The organism is Thermoanaerobacterium sp. CMT5567-10 (genome assembly GCF_030534315.2).
Lineage (GTDB): Bacteria > Bacillota > Thermoanaerobacteria > Thermoanaerobacterales > Thermoanaerobacteraceae > Thermoanaerobacterium.
This window is the reverse complement of the sequence record NZ_CP130558.2, coordinates 980,612-998,979: the sequence shown is the minus strand read 5'-3', so window position 1 is coordinate 998,979 and position 18,368 is coordinate 980,612. Positions and strand designations below refer to the sequence as shown.

Sequence of the window (18,368 nt, the reverse complement as noted above, 5' to 3'; positions counted from 1 at the left end):
TTTAAAAACAGACAAAAGGAGCAATATCTGCTCCTTTTAATAATTTATAATCTTTTTATTTTCATTTAATAATCTTTGTGGTATCACGTCATTTCTTATCAAGTCTTCGTAAGTTTCCCTTGCTACTATCAAATCTGCTTCACCATTGTTTACAAGTACTGCAGCAGGACGGGGAAGACGGTTGTAATTGCTTGCCATCGAGTAATTGTAGGCACCTGTGCAAGTGACAGCTATAATATCTCCACTTTCAAGTTGTGGAAGTTCTATATCCCATATTAGCATATCACCAGATTCACAGCACTTACCAGCAATAGATACCTTTTCAAGGTTGATTTTTCTAGCTTTGTTTGCAACAATTGCATTGTATTTTGCACCGTATAGTGCTGTGCGTATATTATCTGCCATTCCGCCATCAACTGAAACGTATTTTCTTACACCCGGTATATTTTTGATTGCGCCAACTGTATACAATGTAGTACCAGCATTTCCTATTATTGAACGGCCGGGTTCTACGATGATATGGGGCATTTTTATATTTAAGTTTTTTGAATATTCTTCAACAGATTTCATTATTTCGCTTGCTATTAATTCTATTGGTTGTGGATCATCTTCCTCCACATATGCAATGCCGAATCCACCTCCTAAATCAAGTTCACCAACTTCCCAACCAGTGTGATCTTTAACTTTTTTTAGGAAATTCATCATAATGTCAATTTCTGCCTTATATGAATCGTAGCTAAATATTTGCGAACCAATGTGGCAATGAAGACCAGTTAAATTGACATTATCCAATGTTAGTGCATACTTTATAGCATCAAGCGCATCTCCATTAAAAAGCGGAAATCCAAACTTTGAATCAATTTGACCAGTTTTGATGTATTCATGTGTATGTGCTTCAACACCTGGAGATACCCTTAAGTAGATATTAGGCTTTTTACCCATTTTAAATGCTAACTCATTTAACATATTTAATTCAAACCAGTTATCGACTATAATGCAGCCAATGTTGTATTCCAATGCCATAGTAAGCTCATCTGCTGATTTATTGTTACCATGGAAATAAATATTTTTGACAGGGAAATCAGCTTTTAAAGCTGTGTATAGTTCACCACCTGAAACTACATCAAGGCCTAAATTTTCTTCTTCAATGATTTTACAAATAGCAGTAGTCATAAACGCCTTACTGGCATAAATCACTTCATTTCCGGGGTAGTTCTTTTTAAATCCATTGTAAAATGAACGACAATTTTCTCTAAGCTGTTCTTCATCTATAACATATAACGGAGTTCCGTATTGTTTTGCTATTTTAACTGTATCGCACCCAGCTATTTCTAAATGTCCTTTTGAATTTATGCGCATGTTTCCTTGGAACACAAAATCATCTCCATTGCTTTAATAATTTAAATTATAAAAACCACCATATAAATAAAAACAGCTAAGGTATTTTCTTTAGCTGCGCTTTAATATACATAAAAATACCTCCTTTCCCCAAGCGAGATAGCTCATCACAAATAGCCTGGGTAAAGCTATCTGTGACAGTCCTATACATATTATGTATAGGCCCAGCTGTGCAGATATTAAGGTATCTACACGCTTCGGCGGATTTATCCCTTTCGCATACAATCATCGGTTCCTTAAAACCTAATGTATACTACTCTTGATTCTCCGCTCCTCTACCTCACCTTCAAGGAAGATGAGGTACGTATTTATTTTTTACTATGATACCATTAAAAACTTCCTGTGTCAACATATTAATAAAATGTTGGGGGAATAATTAATAATAGCACTTTCAAAGGGAGTGATATTATGCAATGGCTGATAGTTTCAATAGTTTCATGGTTAATTTTTATATTGCTTATAGACTTAAAGCAGATAAAGTATACAATATGGGCAGGAATTCTAGCTGTCATATGCCAGTTAATAATTGACAACATGGCATTTCACTTGAAACTATATGACTTTAAAAACGATATTATAGAGATTTTTAATTCTTCACTTTTCTTTACTTTTGGAGCGCCATTTACAATAGGAACTATATTTGCTCAAACTTATCCTAAGAATAGAATGCTTAGATTTATCAATATTTTTGTTTCAACGGCACTGTTTTTTGGGATTGAATATGCATTAAAGCTTTCAGGCGTTCTTTATTACATACACTGGCATTATTTTTACAGTATAGTGATAGATATTTTAGCTTTAATGTCATTAGGAAATTTCATTACGATATTCAAGTTAGCACCGTGGATGAGAAGTAAATAAGAAGATAAGGAAGGTGAATTATGATTCAGTTCATTATAATTGTTGCCATAGATTCAATACTTGTATATTTGTGGTTTAGATATTTGGACAATATTAGGAAAAAAGACCAAGGATAATGAATAATATACAAAAAATGAGTGTAAATATCATAAGTATTGTATATTTGAAATGTTTGAAAATAATATTATAATATAAGTATCAAACGTTTACCAATATTAAGGGGGATATCTAAAGATGGCTGATGTTGTTCTTAAACATGTATACAAAACATATCAAGGTGGAGTAACGGCTGTTAAAGATTTTAACTTAGAAATAAAGGACAAAGAATTTATAGTTTTAGTAGGCCCATCTGGATGTGGAAAATCTACGACATTGAGGATGGTTGCAGGTCTTGAGGAGATAAGTCAAGGAGAATTATATATCGATGGAAAGCTAGTAAATGATGTACCACCAAAGGACAGAGATATAGCTATGGTGTTCCAGAATTATGCATTGTATCCACACATGACAGTTTATGACAACATGGCTTTCGGCTTGAAGCTGAGAAAAGTACCGAGAGCGGAGATAGACCAAAAAGTAAAAGAAGCAGCTAGAATACTCGGAATAGAAGAGTATTTAAAGAGAAAACCAAAAGCGCTGTCAGGTGGACAGAGGCAGAGGGTTGCATTGGGTCGTGCTATTGTACGTAATCCGAAGGTATTCCTTATGGATGAACCTCTTTCAAACCTTGATGCTAAATTAAGAGTACAAATGAGGACAGAAATTGCTAAGCTCCACGATAGACTTCAGACTACATTTATATATGTAACACACGACCAGACAGAAGCTATGACGATGGGTTCAAGGATAGTTGTTATGAAGGATGGTGTCATACAGCAAGTTGACAAGCCACAGGTTATATACGAACATCCAGACAATTTGTTTGTTGCAGGTTTTATTGGAAGTCCACAGATGAACTTCATTGATGCAAGACTTGAAAGTTCAGACGGAAAAGTATATGCATCATTCAAAGGTTTTAAAATTGTAGTTCCTGATGGAATTGTGAAAAGATTAAAAGATGAAAGCTATATAGGTAAAGAAGTTGTATTAGGCATAAGACCTGAAGACCTCCATGATGAGGAAGTATTCCTTGAAGCATATCCAGAAAGTGTAATAGAGACAAAAGTTGATGTTACAGAGCTGATGGGTTCAGAAACTTACCTTTATCTCGATCTGCAGGGACAACCGTTAACAGCAAGAGTTGATCCAAGGTCAACAGCAAAAGCAGGCGATGTTATTAAGATAGGCATAGATACAAATAAACTCCACTTATTTGATAAGCAAACTGAAGTTACAATATTAAACAGATAAAAAACAAACCCCATAGGATAAATAAAATTTTCCTATGGGGATATTTATTTTATGCATATAATTTTTCATATGGTCTGCTTCCAGCGGGGTGCAGCTTGATAAATTTATGGTTCATAATCTTATCAAAGTCATAGTCAAAGTAGGATGAGAAGTTTTTGACATATTTGCTTATTACTTTCAAGTCATCATCTGTTGCATCTTCTTTTATGACTTCCTTTCCGAGTTTGTAGTCTTCCACATCTCCTCTTAGATATATTACACCTCCGTGCATCCCTGTTCCACAATATTCGCCAACTATATCTTTTTTGTTTTTAAGATTCAATACTATCATGCATCCACCTGCCATGTACTCGCCAAAGAAATCGCCAGGAGTTCCTCCAATTATAATGGCAGGGATTTTATCTTTGTATTGTTTCATGTGAATGCCCACTCTGTAACCTGCATCATTTTCTATATACATTGTTCCGCCTCTCATGCCGTATCCTACTACATCACCAACATGCCCATGTATTATAATACTACCATCATTCATAGTGTTTCCAATAGCATCTTGACCATTGCCATATACTTCAATTGTCAAGCCATCCATAAATGCTGCCAAGTCATTGCCTGGAGTTCCTTCAATGTTGATTTTTGTTTTGCCATTTAAATTATCTCCTATATATCTTTGACCATTTACGTTTTTCAGATTGATTACATCTTCGCCGGCTCTAACTAATTCTTTGATGATTTCATTTAGATCTTTGTAGTGCATGTCTTGCGCATCTATCGTCTTCATTTATTGCACCTCCTGGCCTAACATTTTAGATTTTCTTAAGTCCTTAGGGAAATTGACGTATCCAAAATCATCTTTTAAAAGATGATTTCTAAATGGTGTAACGTCAATTTTTTCTCTTATTAAGCCTGTATATATTCCTGCTCTATCGACATCATTTATCAATATGAATCCAACGATGTTATTTTCTTTAAGGACGATCTTTTTGTAAGTATTTTTATCTAGATCTGCTTTTACCATCACATCATATGATTCATCAGGAGGATTTATAATTCCCGCTGTTATGATGTAAGTATCCTTATATCCTATTGAATTCATGGGGAATATACCGTTTGTTGTATTTTCAATGCCGATCATATTTAAACCAGCAGTTTCTCCTTGTATATACGCATTAGGCCATATCGGTACAACTCTATTTGAATTTAAAAGCATATCAAATCCTTCTGCAACATCTCCTGCAGCGTATACATCGTCAACGTTTGTCTTCATATTTCTATCTACCAATATGCCACGATTGATTTTTATAGATGTTCCCTTCACAACGTCTGTATTTGGAGTTACACCTATGGCAAATATCAGTATATCTGTTGGCAAAACTTCACCATTTTTCAAATGCACTTCTTTTACATAATCTTCACCGACAATTTTATCAATTGTAGTGCCAACTTTTATTTTGATGCCGTCTTTTAGTAATCTTTTTGTAACAATTGATGCGGATTCATTGTCTAGTATTGTACTTAATATTCTATCTGCCAGTTCTACTATTGTCACATCTGCACCAAGTGCATGAAGTCCTTCTGCAGCTTTGAATCCTATCAATCCACCTCCGACTATTACTGCTTTTGAATTAGGTTTAATGGATGATTTTAATTTTTTTGCTTCATCAAGTTTGATAAAGGTCTGGATATTTTTCTTATCAAGTCCGTCAATAGGTGGGATAAATGGCTTTCCGCCTGTGGCTATTAATAATTTATCATATTTTACTAAATCGCCATTTTCTAGTATGACTGTCTTTTTGTTCTCATCTACAGATACTGCTTTTGTGCCAAGTATCGTTTTAACATTATTTTTTTGATAAAAGTCTTTACTTCTATATGCCATTTTTTCTTCTGTAACAGTATCTGCAAGGTAGTATGATATTAACGGTCTAGAATAAATATGATATTTTTCATCGGAAATAACTGTTATGTTTGATGTCTTGTCGTGCTTTCTAATTGCTTCCACTGCCCCAACCATTGCAGCGGAGTTTCCGATTATTACTATATCCATCTAAATACCTCCTTCTGTGAATACAAGAGCTTCGTTAGGACAGTTTTTTACGCAGGCGGGTTCGCCAGTTTCCGCACAAAGATCGCATTTTGAAGCAATTTTGTTATTTAAATCCCTTACTATTGCACCAAAGCTGCAAACAAGAACGCATGTCCAACATCCCACACATTTATCTGTATCGCAAGTCACAACTCCTGTTTCAGGATCTTTTTGCATAGCTCCTGTTATGCAGGCTTTGACACAAGGAGCATCGTCACAGTGTCTGCACTGTAATGAAAAAGATATAGGACGTTCTTCTTCAATTATGATTCTTGGTGCTGGACGTGTGCTGTCCAATTTGTACGCTTTTAGCACATCTTTGTATTTTGAATGAGACGTTATGCAGTATACTTCGCAAAGTTTGCATCCGACGCAAACTTCTTCCTTTGCATATACCTTCTTCATATATATTTCAATCCTTTCATTCAGTATAATATGGATATATATGATTAAATGATAGATAAAAAAATAATTATTAAAGCTTATTCACCGGCGGCTAGTATGCCTAATATATCTAACTCTTTCTGGGTCATGCCTATTCCTCTCAGCATCAGCCTGTTGCCTTTTAAGCTTTCAATATCATTTATTCCCATACCGCCAAGCATTTCTTGTATCTCATGTCCCCATGCTGTAATAAGGTTTATAAGCCTCTTGTATCCAATTTCAGGATTTAATCTTTTTACTAAGTTTGGATCTTGAGTTGCGATGCCCCAGTTGCACTTTCCAGTATTACATTGTTGACACATATGGCATCCAATGGCGATTAAAGCTGCAGAACCTATATACACTGCATCGGCTCCAAGGGCAATTGCTTTTATTATGTCTGCACTGTTTCTAATGCTTCCTGCAGCGACGAGGGAAATGGTGTGCCTTATGCCTTCAGAGCGAAGTCTTGAGTCGACAGATGCTATTGCAAATTCAATAGGAATGCCTACGTTATCTCTTATGCGCTTTGGAGCTGCACCTGTACCGCCTCTAAACCCATCTATAGCAATGTAATCTGCACCGGCCCTTGCAATGCCTGATGCTATTGCTGCAACATTGTTTACAGCGGCTATCTTCACACCGACAGGTTTTTTATAGTCTGTGGCTTCTTTTAATGAGTAAATCAATTGGCTCAAATCTTCGATAGAATATATGTCGTGATGGGGTGCAGGTGAGATAGCATCGCTACCGACAGGTATCATTCTTGTTTCAGATATGTCTTCACTGACTTTTTCACCAGGCAAATGTCCGCCGATTCCTGGCTTTGCACCTTGACCTATCTTTATTTCTACTGCTGCTGCCGTTTTTAAATATTCTCTATCAACTCCAAATCTGCCAGATGCAACTTGAACGATGGTGTTTTCGCCGTATTTTCTAAAATCCTTGTGAAGACCACCTTCACCAGTATTGTAATATATTCCTAATTCTTTTGCTGCCCTTGCCAGTGAAGCATGAGCATTGTAACTTATGGAACCATAAGACATAGCAGAAAACATGATAGGAAAATTTAATTTAAGTTGTGGAGGCATCTTTGTTTTTACATTTAAATTTTCATCCAGTTCTATCTTGTCAGGTTTTCTTCCTATAAATATTTTAAGTTCCATTGGCTCTCTCAATGGGTCAATTGAGGGATTTGTAACCTGGCTTGCGTTGATTACCATCTTATCCCAATAGATTGGATATGGTCTGTCATTTCCCATCGCAGACAGAAGTACACCTCCAGTTTCTGCCTGCCTGTATATATCTCTTATTGCGTCGTATGTCCAGTTTGCATTTTCGCGAAACACCTGAGGGTGTTTTATGATTGTCAAAGCATGTGTGGGACACATTACAACGCATCTTTGACAGTTTACACATTTGTAATCATCTGCTATCATTTTGTCTAAATCTTCATCATAGCTGTGGACTTCATTGGCGCATTGTCTCATACAGACTTTGCAATTTATACATCTATCATAATCTCTTAATACCTTGAATTCTGGAGTGAGGTAATTAAGGCTCATGCAGTAACCTCCTTTTTATCATAAATTTCTGAGATGTTTTGTTGCTCAATTTCGGCTATGACAGGTTCTCCACCTTTAGGTATCCAAACCTTGTCAGGATTTTTGCAAACTCTTCTTATTGCGGATTCTTCACTTGCAACATATATCATGTCCCCTTGACTTGCAGCAGTTAAGGGTCTCAGTTTTATTCTGTCATTGATGGCAATAAACCCATTATCGTAAGTTACTATTATGGAAAATGGACCGTTTAACAAAGCTTTGCTGTAGATTATTTTAAGGTTGTAGTACAATTCTCTTTCCTTTGGAGATAAGCGCTCAACTTGATTCCAAAGAGGAGATGCTATTACTTTTGCAGCCAATGTGACTGGAAGTTTATGTTTTCTTAAAAGCAGATCAAAAATATATGCAGCTACTTCTGTATCGGTCATAAGTGTACATGAATATCCAAACTCTTCTAAATATTTGCGGTTTGTATCATATGATGAAAGCTCTCCATTGTGTACAACTGAAATATCTAGAAGATTGAATGGGTGTGCACCACCCCACCAGCCAGGAGTATTTGTAGGAAATCTACCGTGTGCTGTCCACATGTATCCATTGTACGTCTCTAATTTATAAAACTCGGCTACATCTTCTGGATATCCGACAGCTTTAAAAACACCCATATTTTTCCCGCTGGAGAAGATATAAGCGCCATCTATATTTTTATTTACATTGAAGATAAATTTTACTATAAAATCTTCGTCATTCATTTCACTGGCATTCAATACTTCCAGTTTTGGCAATACAAAATATCTGTAGATTAAAGGAGCATTTTTAATGCTTTGCGTTTTTCGTGTTGGTATTTTTTCTTCATAAGCAATAACAAAATTTGCTTTTAGCAAGTCTTCAGTATCCTGCTTTGCTTTTGCGTCGTCATAGAACATATGAAACGCATAATGTTCTTTAAAATCTGGATAAATGCCGTAGGCAGCAAAGCCCCCACCAAGACCATTTGATCTATCATGCATCGTTGCAATGGAATCAGCAATTATTTGACCAGAAAAAACTGCTCCCGATTTGTCTATTATGCCGCTAATAGCGCAACCAGAAGGTATCCTGATATTTCCTTCTTTCAACATTTTATAACCCCCTTAAAAAATTTTATGTGAAAGATTTTTTTTGCAAACTGCAATTTTTAAAAATGCATACTGTATAAAATTTTACAGCAAACTGTATGGAGCTAACCTTTTAACGAGTTAAGAGTGTTATCAATATTATATTACATTTTTTGAAAATTGCAATATAAAAAAATTGAAATTCATTGTAATAATATTTTTTTATTGTTTTTTGTAAAAATAGGCATTTGACATTTTACAGCAAAATAATGATAAATTCTACAATACCTATTTTTTCTACTACAAAATATTGTATAATTATAATATACTTTATATTAAGGTGGTATTGTATGAATATTTACGATAATATAAGAAAAGTTGTTAAGGATTATCAGAAATATGTGACAGAACCTATTTTTCTTATTGATAAAGAAGGTAAATTAATTTATTCAGGTGATGAAAGTTTATCAAAAAAAGAAGGAATTTTTGCTGTAAATAGAGAATTTATGGAGAGAAAAGATGTATACGAATGGCAAGGTATGACATTTAACAACATATTTGTAAATGGGTGGCGTTTTTTGACTGTTGGTATAAAAGGTACTGGCGACAATGCAAAAAACATGGTTATGCTTTTGTCAACGAGCTTTGAACATTTAAGAAATCAGGTGTCAAAAGAGGATTTCCTACTAAAATTGCTTATTGGTGATTTGGGTAGAGATGAGATTGAGTATTACATAGAAAAGTATAAACTTGAAGAAAAAGATTTATACAGGGTTATTATAATAGAATCCTACGATGCGATTGACGATGCTTTTAAAGTTGTGGGCCATATATTTGAAAAGAATAGTTATCAAACGGTAATTTTAAGTAGCAACAAGTTTGCGGTATTGCTTTTAGAGTCTGTGTCTGTTGACATAGATAAAGCCACAAGGACTTTAAAAGATACAATAGAATCCGAAGTATATATAAAGATAAACATTGGTGTTTCTAATAAAGCGTACAATTTTATAGATATCAGCAAGGGATATAGAGAAGCAAGTATTGCTTTAAAATTTGGTAAAAAGATTGACAACAATGAAAGAGGTATCTATTTTTACAGAAGTTATGCATTAGAAGAATTGCTTTTAGAGATTCCACAAGACGTGATAAAGAGATTTTTGGAAACTTTGACAAATGGTGAATTAGATTATTTTAATGATGATGAGCTCGTTTCTACATTAAACGCATTTTTTAGGAATAGCCTCAATCTAAGCGAGACATCCAGAGATTTGTACATTCATAGAAATACTCTTGTTTATAGATTAGATAAAATACATAAACTGACAGGCTTTGATCCAAAGCAGTTTAACGATGCAGTGATGTTGAAAGTAATAATGACATTTGTGAAGCTATTGACGTAGGTTGTAGCAAGAACAATTTTGAAAGGGATGTAAAAGGGCATGATAAAATTTGTTGGGGTTTCAAAGAAGTATAAAAATGACATTATTGCCGTTTCAAATATTAATTTTACAATTGACAATGGTGAATTTGTTTTTTTAGTTGGACCCAGCGGTGCTGGCAAATCAACGATATTGAAACTATTGCTAAGAGAAGAAATTCCTACGACAGGAAGCATATTTGTAGACAAGAAAGATATAACCAAATTAAAAAGAAGAGACGTGCCTTATTTAAGAAGAAATATAGGAGTAGTATTTCAAGATTTTAAACTTTTGCCGAATAAAACAGTGTATGAAAATATTGCTTTTGCACTACAGATAGTGGAAGCTGAGCCAAAGTATATAAGGAGAAGGGTTCCAATGGTTTTGTCGCTTGTTGGGTTAAGTGATAGAGCGAATTCATACCCACAGCAATTGTCTGGTGGTGAACAGCAAAGGGTGTCAATTGCAAGAGCTATTGTAAATGAGCCTTCAATTCTTGTAGCTGATGAACCTACAGGCAACCTCGATCCTGATACGTCGTGGGAGATAGTAAAGCTATTATCTGAAATCAACAAAAGAGGAACTACTGTAATTATGTCTACACATGCTAAGGACATTGTAGATTCAATGAAAAAAAGGGTTATTGCTCTTGAAAGAGGAAATATTGTAAGAGATGAGATGAGAGGTGCTTACGGATATGAAGCTTAATACGGCTTTTTACTATATAAGAGAAGGCTTTACAAATGTTAAAAGAAACAGGGCTATGACTGTTGCATCTATTACGTCTGTGACAGCAGCACTGTTAATACTTGGACTGTTTTTGATAATTATACTTAACGTTGATTCAATGGCAAATCAAGTTGAATCACAATTGGAGCTTAAGGCATTTATAAATGATAGCTATGATATGTCAAAAGTAACAAAGGTTGGTGATGAGATAAAGGCAATTGATGGTGTCAAATCCATAACTTTTGAGTCTAAAAAGGATGCATTAAATAATTTCAAAAAGCAGTTAGGGGACAAAAGCTATTTAGTAAATGGACTGGAAAATGACAATCCAATGCCACAATCGTTTATTGTAAAAGTTACTGATGCAAATATGATGAAGCAAGTGGCAGAAGAGATAAAAAAGATTGATGGAGTAACACAGGTAAGCTATGGTCAAGACGTTGTAGATAAACTGCTTGGAATTATAAAGATAATAAGGATAGTTGGCCTTTGCGTGATACTTATTCTCTTTATAATTTCAGTTGTCATAATATCAAACACGATAAAGCTTGGTGTTTTTGCAAGGAGGAGAGAGATTAACATCATGAAGTACATCGGCGCAACAGATTGGTTCATAAGATGGCCGTTTCTCGTAGAAGGAATTGTACTAGGGCTAGTTGGATCAATATTGGCTATTGTGATTTTAGGTTTAATATACGGCTATGCTGCAGACTTAGTAAACAACAAATTGGTAATTTTTGCACTTTTACCTGTAGGAAATGTGTTGAGGCAATCGTTTATGTACTTTTTAGCCATAGGGTCTTTAATAGGTGCTCTTGGCAGTGGAATATCAATAAAGAGATTTTTAAATGTTTGAGGAGGTATATTATTGAAGGAAGGAAGATGTAAAAAGATAGTTTTTGTGTTTTTGGTATCAGTATCGCTTTTGACAACTTCATTTCCTAAAGCAGATCAACTGCAAGATGCAAAAAACAAACTTAATAATATTCAAAATGCCATAAGTCAAAATAAGAATAAGCAAAATCAGATTGCAAATCAAAAAGAAGATATACAAAAAGAAATTCAAGATTTAGACATGAAATTGAATGACACTACAAAGCAATTAAATGACGCACAGGCAAAATTAAATGATGCAATTGCAAAATTAAATAAGGCACAGCAGGAACTTGATGCGGCAAAAAAAGAAGAGGCTAAGCAAAAAGACGTCTTAAAGGAAAGAGTTAGGGCCATGTACATAAGCGGAGGAGAGACGGGCTATCTTGATGTGCTTTTAAGCTCGAAAAGTTTCGCAGATTTTGTTACGAGGCTTGATATGATAAAAAAACTGGTTGGCTTTGATGTTAATCTTCTCAATTCTTATCAAGAGCAAAGAAAAATCGTTGAGGATAAAACGAAACAGTTGGCCTTAGCAAAGCAAGATGCAGAAAATTATAAAAATCAGGTAGAAGCAAGAAAAAGAGATATACAGGTTGCTTTGTCCTCAAGAGAGGGCTTTATGAGGGACTTAGAGAGGCAGCAAGCACTTTACGAGGAACAAGAAAAAGCTTTATTAGAGCAGTCAAAGCAGCTTGAGAGTACCATAGCTAAACTGCAGTCTTCTAATACGGTTTATTCAGGAGGAAAATTGGGCTGGCCTGTTCCAAGCAGTTCAACAATAACATCGCCATTTGGGACAAGATATCATCCTATTTTGCATGAATACATAACACACACAGGCATTGATATAGCAGCATCGTATGGCGCTGCTATTGTAGCTGCTGCTGACGGAAAAGTTATATATGCTGGATACTACGGAGGATATGGAAATGCTGTTATAATTGATCATGGCGGTGGCATAACTACATTATATGGACACAATTCACAACTTCTGGTAACTGTAGGCGAAACAGTAAAGAGAGGCCAGCAGATTGCAAAGGCCGGAAGTACAGGGTTATCAACAGGTCCCCACTGTCATTTTGAAGTGCGCAAAAATGGCGTGCCTGTTAATCCAATGGACTGGTTAAAATAACCGGTCTATTTTTTTTATCAGTATATTATTGTATAATAAGATGTAACATCATATAATTTAAAGAACTGTTTTTATTAAGTTGACAGTTTAATATTTGACTTAACATAGTAGAAAGGAATGAAAATAATACATGAAAAGAAAAAAGATAATTGCTGGTGCGGTTTTATTGGTGTTTATTAGCAGCATGTTGACATTTTATCTAACAAGGCTTATACCGCTTGCTTATGGCGGAGCTGTCATTATACCAAGAGAAGAATATGAGCTAATGCAGCAGTACAGCAAGCTTTTTCAAGTTAAGAACATATTGACAAATGATTATGTCGATAAAATAGATCAATCAAAACTTGTTGATGGTTCTATAAAAGGTCTTGCTAGCTCTCTGGGAGATCCGTATACAGTTTACATGGATAAAAAAGACTATCAAGATTTTACGACACAGACGACAGGTTCTTATGCAGGTGTCGGCATCGTAGTTTCAGTTGATAATGATGGACACATAGTTGTTGTATCTCCAATGAAAGGCACACCTGGTGAGAAAGCTGGAATAAAATCGGGTGATATAATAGTTTCTGTTAACAATGTAAAAGTCAGTGGAAATAACCTTGATCAAGCGGTATCTTTAATGAAGGGGCCTCAAGGCACAAAGGTTTCACTTGTGTTAATGAGGGATAACAAACTTATAAATAAAACATTGACGAGAGAGATAATCAAATTGCAGACAGTAAGCAGCACAATGCTGCCAAACAAAATAGGCTACATCAAAATGACGATGTTTGATGAAAATACATCTGCTGATTTTACTAAAGCACTGAATAATCTAAAAACTCAGGGTTTGAATGGATTGATAATAGATTTGAGGGATAATCCTGGAGGGATTTTAGAGCAGTGTGTCAATGTGGCTAATGAGCTTTTGCCGAAAGGGCTTATTGTATCGACTAAAGGCAGAAACAAGAAGGATAATCAGGTTATATATGCAAAAGGCCCGGGATTACAAAAGCCAATTGCCGTACTTGTAAATGGAGGAAGTGCCAGTGCATCTGAAATCCTTGCTGGTGCCATAAAAGACAGAAAAGTTGGAGTGCTGGTTGGAACCAAGACATTCGGAAAGGGTCTAGTGCAATCAGTTATAGATTTTGGCGATGGTACAGCACTTAAATATACTTCTGCAAGGTATTATACTCCAAGTGGAGTAAATATTCAGGGGAAAGGCATTGAACCAAATTACGTTGTTGAGCTTCCTAAAAATTACGTTGTGACAGATACACCTGATTTAAAAGGTGATACACAGCTTGTAAAAGCATATGACATAATAAAATCGGAAATCAAATAAGGTGTTTATATGGTATATTTAAAGTTAATCTGGCTGATAGTAAAGTCTATTGCTCTTATGATATTAAACCCATTTATGTGGGTAGTCGTGGCATTTATATTTTTTCAGTATAAAAAAAATATAGAAATTGAAAGACAGATGGTGGGTAAAGAGCAGACTTCTCTTAAAGATCAAGTTTTGGATTCCACCATATACGGGTTTTTGACAGGAATTTTAGGCAGTGTCATCATAGTTTTGCTGGGTATAACAATCGACAATATAGGAATAGAGTATGTATTTCCTCTTGCAATACTATTGATGATTATAAATCCTAGATATATATGTTTCTCTTATGCAGGAGGCATTGTATCAATCATAAGCTTAATAACGGGCTTTCCTAATGTTAATGTATCTGGCCTTATGGCTATAGTCGGAATACTTCACTTAATGGAAAGTATACTTATATACATTGATGGCTCTGTAAACAGCATACCGATTTTTGTAAGACTGAGAAATGGTAAAGTAGCTGGTGGATATACCATGCAAAAATTCTGGCCAATTCCCTTTGTGGCATTATCCACGACCACAGCCATACTAGGTGGAGCATCGTCTGTAAATATGCCTGATTGGTGGCCTCTTTTAGGTCCTTCATCAAATTTAAAAAACATAGTTTTTATTATGATGCCTGTAATTGCAGCATTGGGTTATGGAGACATTGCACTTACGGAGATGCCACAGAAAAGGGCCCAAAAATCTTCAAAGAGACTTTTTGCGTTTAGCTTAATTCTTATAACATTTTCCTTGCTAGGCAGCAAAATTTATATTTTTAAGTGGGTTGCCGCAATTTTTGGGCCATTAGCACATGAGGTACTTATAATTATTGGCCAAAAGGAAGAAAGGAACAGAAAGCCGTTGTTCGAATCACAGGACAATGGATTGATGATTCTGTCTGTAATGAAAAATTCTCCTGCTGAGCATATTGGCTTAAAACCCGGCGATATCATATTGAAAATAAACGACATTCCTATAGATAGTGAGGAAGATATAAAAAGGCTGCTTTACAATAATCCCACAATATTGTTTATCATTGTAAAGGAACCTGATGGCAATTATGTGAAATATGAATACAGAAATTGCAAAGGCGTAAATTGGCTCGGTGTTTTAGTAGTACCACGTTATCCGGAAAATATATATCGTATAGATGAAATGGAAAATGGAGGTTTGTTAAAAAGTCTAATCCGAAAATTCAGGAAGAAAAACTAGGAGGTCATGCAAGTGTTTGTAGAAACTTATGAGACATATAATGCAGTTTACGACAAAATTCTAAAAGGTAAAGTAGTAGTTGTAATAGATACATTGAGAGCCACCAGTGTCATTACTACTGCTCTTGTCAATGGTGCAAAAGAGATAATTCCTGTTGCAGATATTGAAGATGCTATAAATATTTCTGGCCATTTAGAAAGAGACATGATTTTACTAGGTGGTGAAAGAAATGCTGTAAAGATTGAAGGATTTGACCTATCAAATTCACCTCTGGAGTATTCAGAAGATGTTGTGAAAGGCAAAACTATTATAATAACTACAACAAATGGTACGAGGGCATTAAAGAAAGCCTCATCATCAGATGATGTAGTTGTTGGGTGTCTTCTAAATGTGACGTCTGTAGCAGATTACATTTACAAAGAAAATAAGGATGTAGTAATTATTTGCGCCGGAACAGAAGGGAAATTTTCTATCGATGATATCATTACTGCCGGTGCTATATTGGATAGGCTTGAGAAACTTTCTCCGTATGAAAGTGATGATTTGTCTAAAGCGTCGTATTTTTTATATAAATCATTTCAGGACAATATTTTAAACATAATGAAGTATGGGTATCATTTAAACAGAATTGAAAAGTTAGGTTTTCATGAAGATGTGGAGTTCTGTACGACTATAGATAAATTTTCAGTAGTTCCGAAATACGTAAATGGTGTAGTAAGATTGATATAAAGCCGGCATTTGCCGGCTAAAAACATATGTTTGTGTTGATTTTTTATATATGGTATAATATTATAAAATGTTTGGAATGGATTTATAGAAGGTGTTAATCATGAGTGAGTTTAAACTTGTGTCAGACTACAAGCCAACAGGTGATCAACCAGAAGCGATAAAAAAATTGACGGAAGGCGTCAATATGGGTCTTAAGTGCCAGACATTGCTTGGTGTTACTGGTTCTGGAAAAACATACACGATGGCTAATATCATAAAAAATGTTGATAAGCCTACGCTTGTTATAGCCCATAATAAGACTTTAGCAGCTCAGCTTTGCTCAGAATTTAAAGAATTCTTTCCGGAAAATGCCGTTGAATATTTTGTAAGTTACTATGATTATTACCAGCCTGAAGCATATGTTCCACAGACTGATACGTATATAGAAAAGGATGCATCTATCAACGAGGAGATTGATAAATTACGCCATTCGGCTACTGCGGCTCTTTTTGAGAGAAGGGATGTTATAATTGTTGCCAGTGTTTCATGTATATATGGACTGGGGGATCCAGAAGATTATGAAGACTTGATGCTTTCCCTAAGACCAGGCATGGTAAAAGACAGAGACGAGATTTTAAAAAAATTGGTTGATATACATTACGAGAGAAATGACATAAATTTTGTCAGAGGCAAGTTTAGAGTAAGAGGAGATGTCATCGAAGTTTTTCCTGCATCATCATCTGATAAAGCTATCAGGATAGAGCTTTTTGGAGATGAGATAGACAGGATTACCGAGATAGATGTACTGACTGGAGAAATAGTTGGAGAGAGGAACCATGTGGCTATTTTCCCGGCTTCCCACTACGCCACGTCAAAAGAAAAATTAAAAAGGGCAATAGAAAGCATTGAAAAGGAATTGGAAGAAAGGTATAAAGAACTTAAAGATCAGGGTAAAATTTTGGAAGCAGAGAGACTTAAACAGAGAACAAATTATGACATAGAAATGCTCCAAGAAGTAGGCTATTGCTCAGGAATAGAGAATTATTCAAGGCACATATCAGGGAGGCCTGCCGGAAGCCCACCATATACGCTACTAGATTATTTTCCTGATGATTTTTTGATGTTTATTGATGAATCGCACGTCACAATACCTCAGATTAGAGGCATGTACAATGGAGACAGGGCTAGAAAGGAATCTTTAGTAGATTTTGGATTTAGGTTGCCGTCAGCATTTGATAATAGACCGTTAAAATTTGAAGAATTTGAAGATAGGATAAATCAGCTTATATGTGTATCCGCAACACCTGGGCCTTATGAGCTGGAGCATTCTGAAAGGGTTGTGGAGCAAATAATACGTCCTACAGGATTAGTAGATCCTGAAATTAAAGTAAAGCCTGTTAAGGGGCAGGTAGATGACCTTTTAAGCGAGATAAAAATGACTGTAGAAAAAGGTTACCGCGTATTAGTGACGACGTTGACCAAGAAAATGGCGGAAGACTTGACAGACTATTTCAATGACATGGGTGTGAAAGTGAAGTATCTCCATTCAGATATTGAGACGATTGAGAGGATGGAGATAATAAGGGATTTGAGGCTAGGAAAATTTGATGTCCTAATTGGAATAAATCTGCTGAGGGAAGGTCTTGATATACCAGAAGTAGCATTGGTTGCCATTCTTGATGCTGATAAAGAGGGCTTTTTGCGTTCTGAAACTTCGCTTATACAAACTATAGGTCGAGCTGCTAGAAACGCAGAAGGAAGAGTTATCATGTACGCTGATACAGTGACAGAATCTATGAAAAACGCAATAAACGAAACCAATAGAAGAAGAGCCATACAGATGGATTACAATAAAAAGCACGGTATCACCCCAAAGACAATTGTAAAAGGGATAAGAGATGTAATAGAAGCAACAAAGGTAGCTGAGGATAAAGCTCCATATAGTATAAAGGAGGCAGAAGTAGTAGACAAGGTATCTATTGAAAAAATGATAAGTGAACTTGAAAAAGAAATGAGAAAAGCTGCGAAGGAACTGGAATTTGAAAAAGCTGCTAAACTCAGGGACAGAATATTTGAACTTCAAAAGATGATTGAAAATGCTATATAATTATCTAAGAAATTATTTATACCACTTTGTTTCAATTGAAAGGAAGAAA

The 18,368-nt window shown here is 35.3% G+C and carries 16 protein-coding genes and 1 riboswitch; of the genes, 10 read left to right on the top strand and 6 right to left on the bottom strand.

Going from position 1 to position 18,368, the window contains the following annotated elements; all coding sequences use genetic code 11:
* Positions 1–36: 36 nt before the first annotated feature.
* The gene (lysA, locus tag Q2T46_RS05085) at positions 37–1,374 is read right to left on the bottom strand and encodes a diaminopimelate decarboxylase (protein ID WP_303263995.1); all 1,338 of its coding nucleotides are present in this window, start codon (positions 1,372–1,374) and stop codon (positions 37–39) included.
* 116 nt (positions 1,375–1,490) lie between these two features.
* A riboswitch (Lysine riboswitch) is annotated at positions 1,491–1,684 on the bottom strand.
* A gap of 122 nt (positions 1,685–1,806) precedes the next feature.
* On the opposite strand from lysA, the gene Q2T46_RS05080 reads away from it, so the two are divergent.
* Together Q2T46_RS05080 and Q2T46_RS05075 are read left to right on the top strand one after the other, a co-directional pair.
* Positions 1,807–2,259, top strand: a complete 453-nt coding sequence (locus Q2T46_RS05080) for a CBO0543 family protein (protein ID WP_209452970.1) — start codon at positions 1,807–1,809, stop codon at positions 2,257–2,259.
* A gap of 234 nt (positions 2,260–2,493) precedes the next feature.
* Positions 2,494–3,609, top strand: coding sequence for an ABC transporter ATP-binding protein (locus Q2T46_RS05075; protein ID WP_209452971.1), 1,116 nt, complete (start codon positions 2,494–2,496; stop codon positions 3,607–3,609).
* A 49-nt stretch (positions 3,610–3,658) separates the two neighbouring features.
* Here the strand turns inward: Q2T46_RS05075 and Q2T46_RS05070 are convergent, their stop codons facing one another.
* From Q2T46_RS05070 to Q2T46_RS05050, 5 genes are all read right to left on the bottom strand, one after another.
* Positions 3,659–4,387, bottom strand: coding sequence for a hypothetical protein (locus Q2T46_RS05070; protein ID WP_303263996.1), 729 nt, complete (start codon positions 4,385–4,387; stop codon positions 3,659–3,661).
* The gene (locus Q2T46_RS05065) at positions 4,388–5,653 is read right to left on the bottom strand and encodes an NAD(P)/FAD-dependent oxidoreductase (protein WP_303263997.1); all 1,266 of its coding nucleotides are present in this window, start codon (positions 5,651–5,653) and stop codon (positions 4,388–4,390) included. It lies immediately after the preceding gene.
* The gene (locus tag Q2T46_RS05060; protein ID WP_209452974.1) at positions 5,654–6,097 is read right to left on the bottom strand and encodes a 4Fe-4S dicluster domain-containing protein; all 444 of its coding nucleotides are present in this window, start codon (positions 6,095–6,097) and stop codon (positions 5,654–5,656) included.
* A gap of 77 nt (positions 6,098–6,174) precedes the next feature.
* A complete protein-coding gene (locus tag Q2T46_RS05055; RefSeq protein WP_209452975.1) occupies positions 6,175–7,680 on the bottom strand; it encodes a glutamate synthase-related protein in 1,506 nt (501 codons plus the stop codon).
* A complete protein-coding gene (locus Q2T46_RS05050) occupies positions 7,677–8,801 on the bottom strand; it encodes a glutamine amidotransferase family protein (protein WP_303263998.1) in 1,125 nt (374 codons plus the stop codon). The genes Q2T46_RS05055 and Q2T46_RS05050 overlap by 4 nt, the downstream gene beginning before the upstream one ends.
* 326 nt (positions 8,802–9,127) lie before the next feature.
* Here Q2T46_RS05050 and Q2T46_RS05045 point away from each other — a divergent pair, with 326 nt between their 5' ends.
* The 8 genes from Q2T46_RS05045 to uvrB all read left to right on the top strand — a co-directional run bounded on the left by Q2T46_RS05045 (position 9,128) and on the right by uvrB (position 18,319).
* Positions 9,128–10,177: a CdaR family transcriptional regulator gene (locus Q2T46_RS05045; RefSeq protein ID WP_303263999.1), complete on the top strand. Its 1,050-nt coding sequence runs from the start codon at positions 9,128–9,130 to the stop codon at positions 10,175–10,177.
* Positions 10,178–10,216: 39 nt separating this feature from the next.
* Positions 10,217–10,903: a cell division ATP-binding protein FtsE gene (ftsE, locus tag Q2T46_RS05040; RefSeq protein WP_303264000.1), complete on the top strand. Its 687-nt coding sequence runs from the start codon at positions 10,217–10,219 to the stop codon at positions 10,901–10,903.
* Positions 10,893–11,780 carry a permease-like cell division protein FtsX gene (gene ftsX, locus Q2T46_RS05035; protein ID WP_303264001.1) on the top strand — a complete coding sequence of 296 codons (888 nt, stop codon included), beginning with the start codon at positions 10,893–10,895 and terminating at the stop codon, positions 11,778–11,780. Before ftsE ends, ftsX begins: the two co-directional genes overlap by 11 nt.
* 12 nt (positions 11,781–11,792) lie before the next feature.
* The gene (locus tag Q2T46_RS05030; protein ID WP_303264002.1) at positions 11,793–12,932 is read left to right on the top strand and encodes a murein hydrolase activator EnvC; all 1,140 of its coding nucleotides are present in this window, start codon (positions 11,793–11,795) and stop codon (positions 12,930–12,932) included.
* A 130-nt stretch (positions 12,933–13,062) separates the two neighbouring features.
* Positions 13,063–14,262, top strand: coding sequence for a S41 family peptidase (locus Q2T46_RS05025; protein ID WP_303264003.1), 1,200 nt, complete (start codon positions 13,063–13,065; stop codon positions 14,260–14,262).
* 9 nt (positions 14,263–14,271) lie between these two features.
* Complete coding sequence (locus Q2T46_RS05020; protein ID WP_303264004.1) at positions 14,272–15,504, top strand: PDZ domain-containing protein; 1,233 nt, start codon at positions 14,272–14,274, stop codon at positions 15,502–15,504.
* Between the two features lie 12 nt (positions 15,505–15,516).
* Complete coding sequence (locus tag Q2T46_RS05015) at positions 15,517–16,233, top strand: 2-phosphosulfolactate phosphatase family protein (protein WP_311062351.1); 717 nt, start codon at positions 15,517–15,519, stop codon at positions 16,231–16,233.
* Between the two features lie 100 nt (positions 16,234–16,333).
* Positions 16,334–18,319: an excinuclease ABC subunit UvrB gene (gene uvrB, locus Q2T46_RS05010; protein WP_303264006.1), complete on the top strand. Its 1,986-nt coding sequence runs from the start codon at positions 16,334–16,336 to the stop codon at positions 18,317–18,319.
* Positions 18,320–18,368: the final 49 nt, after the last annotated feature.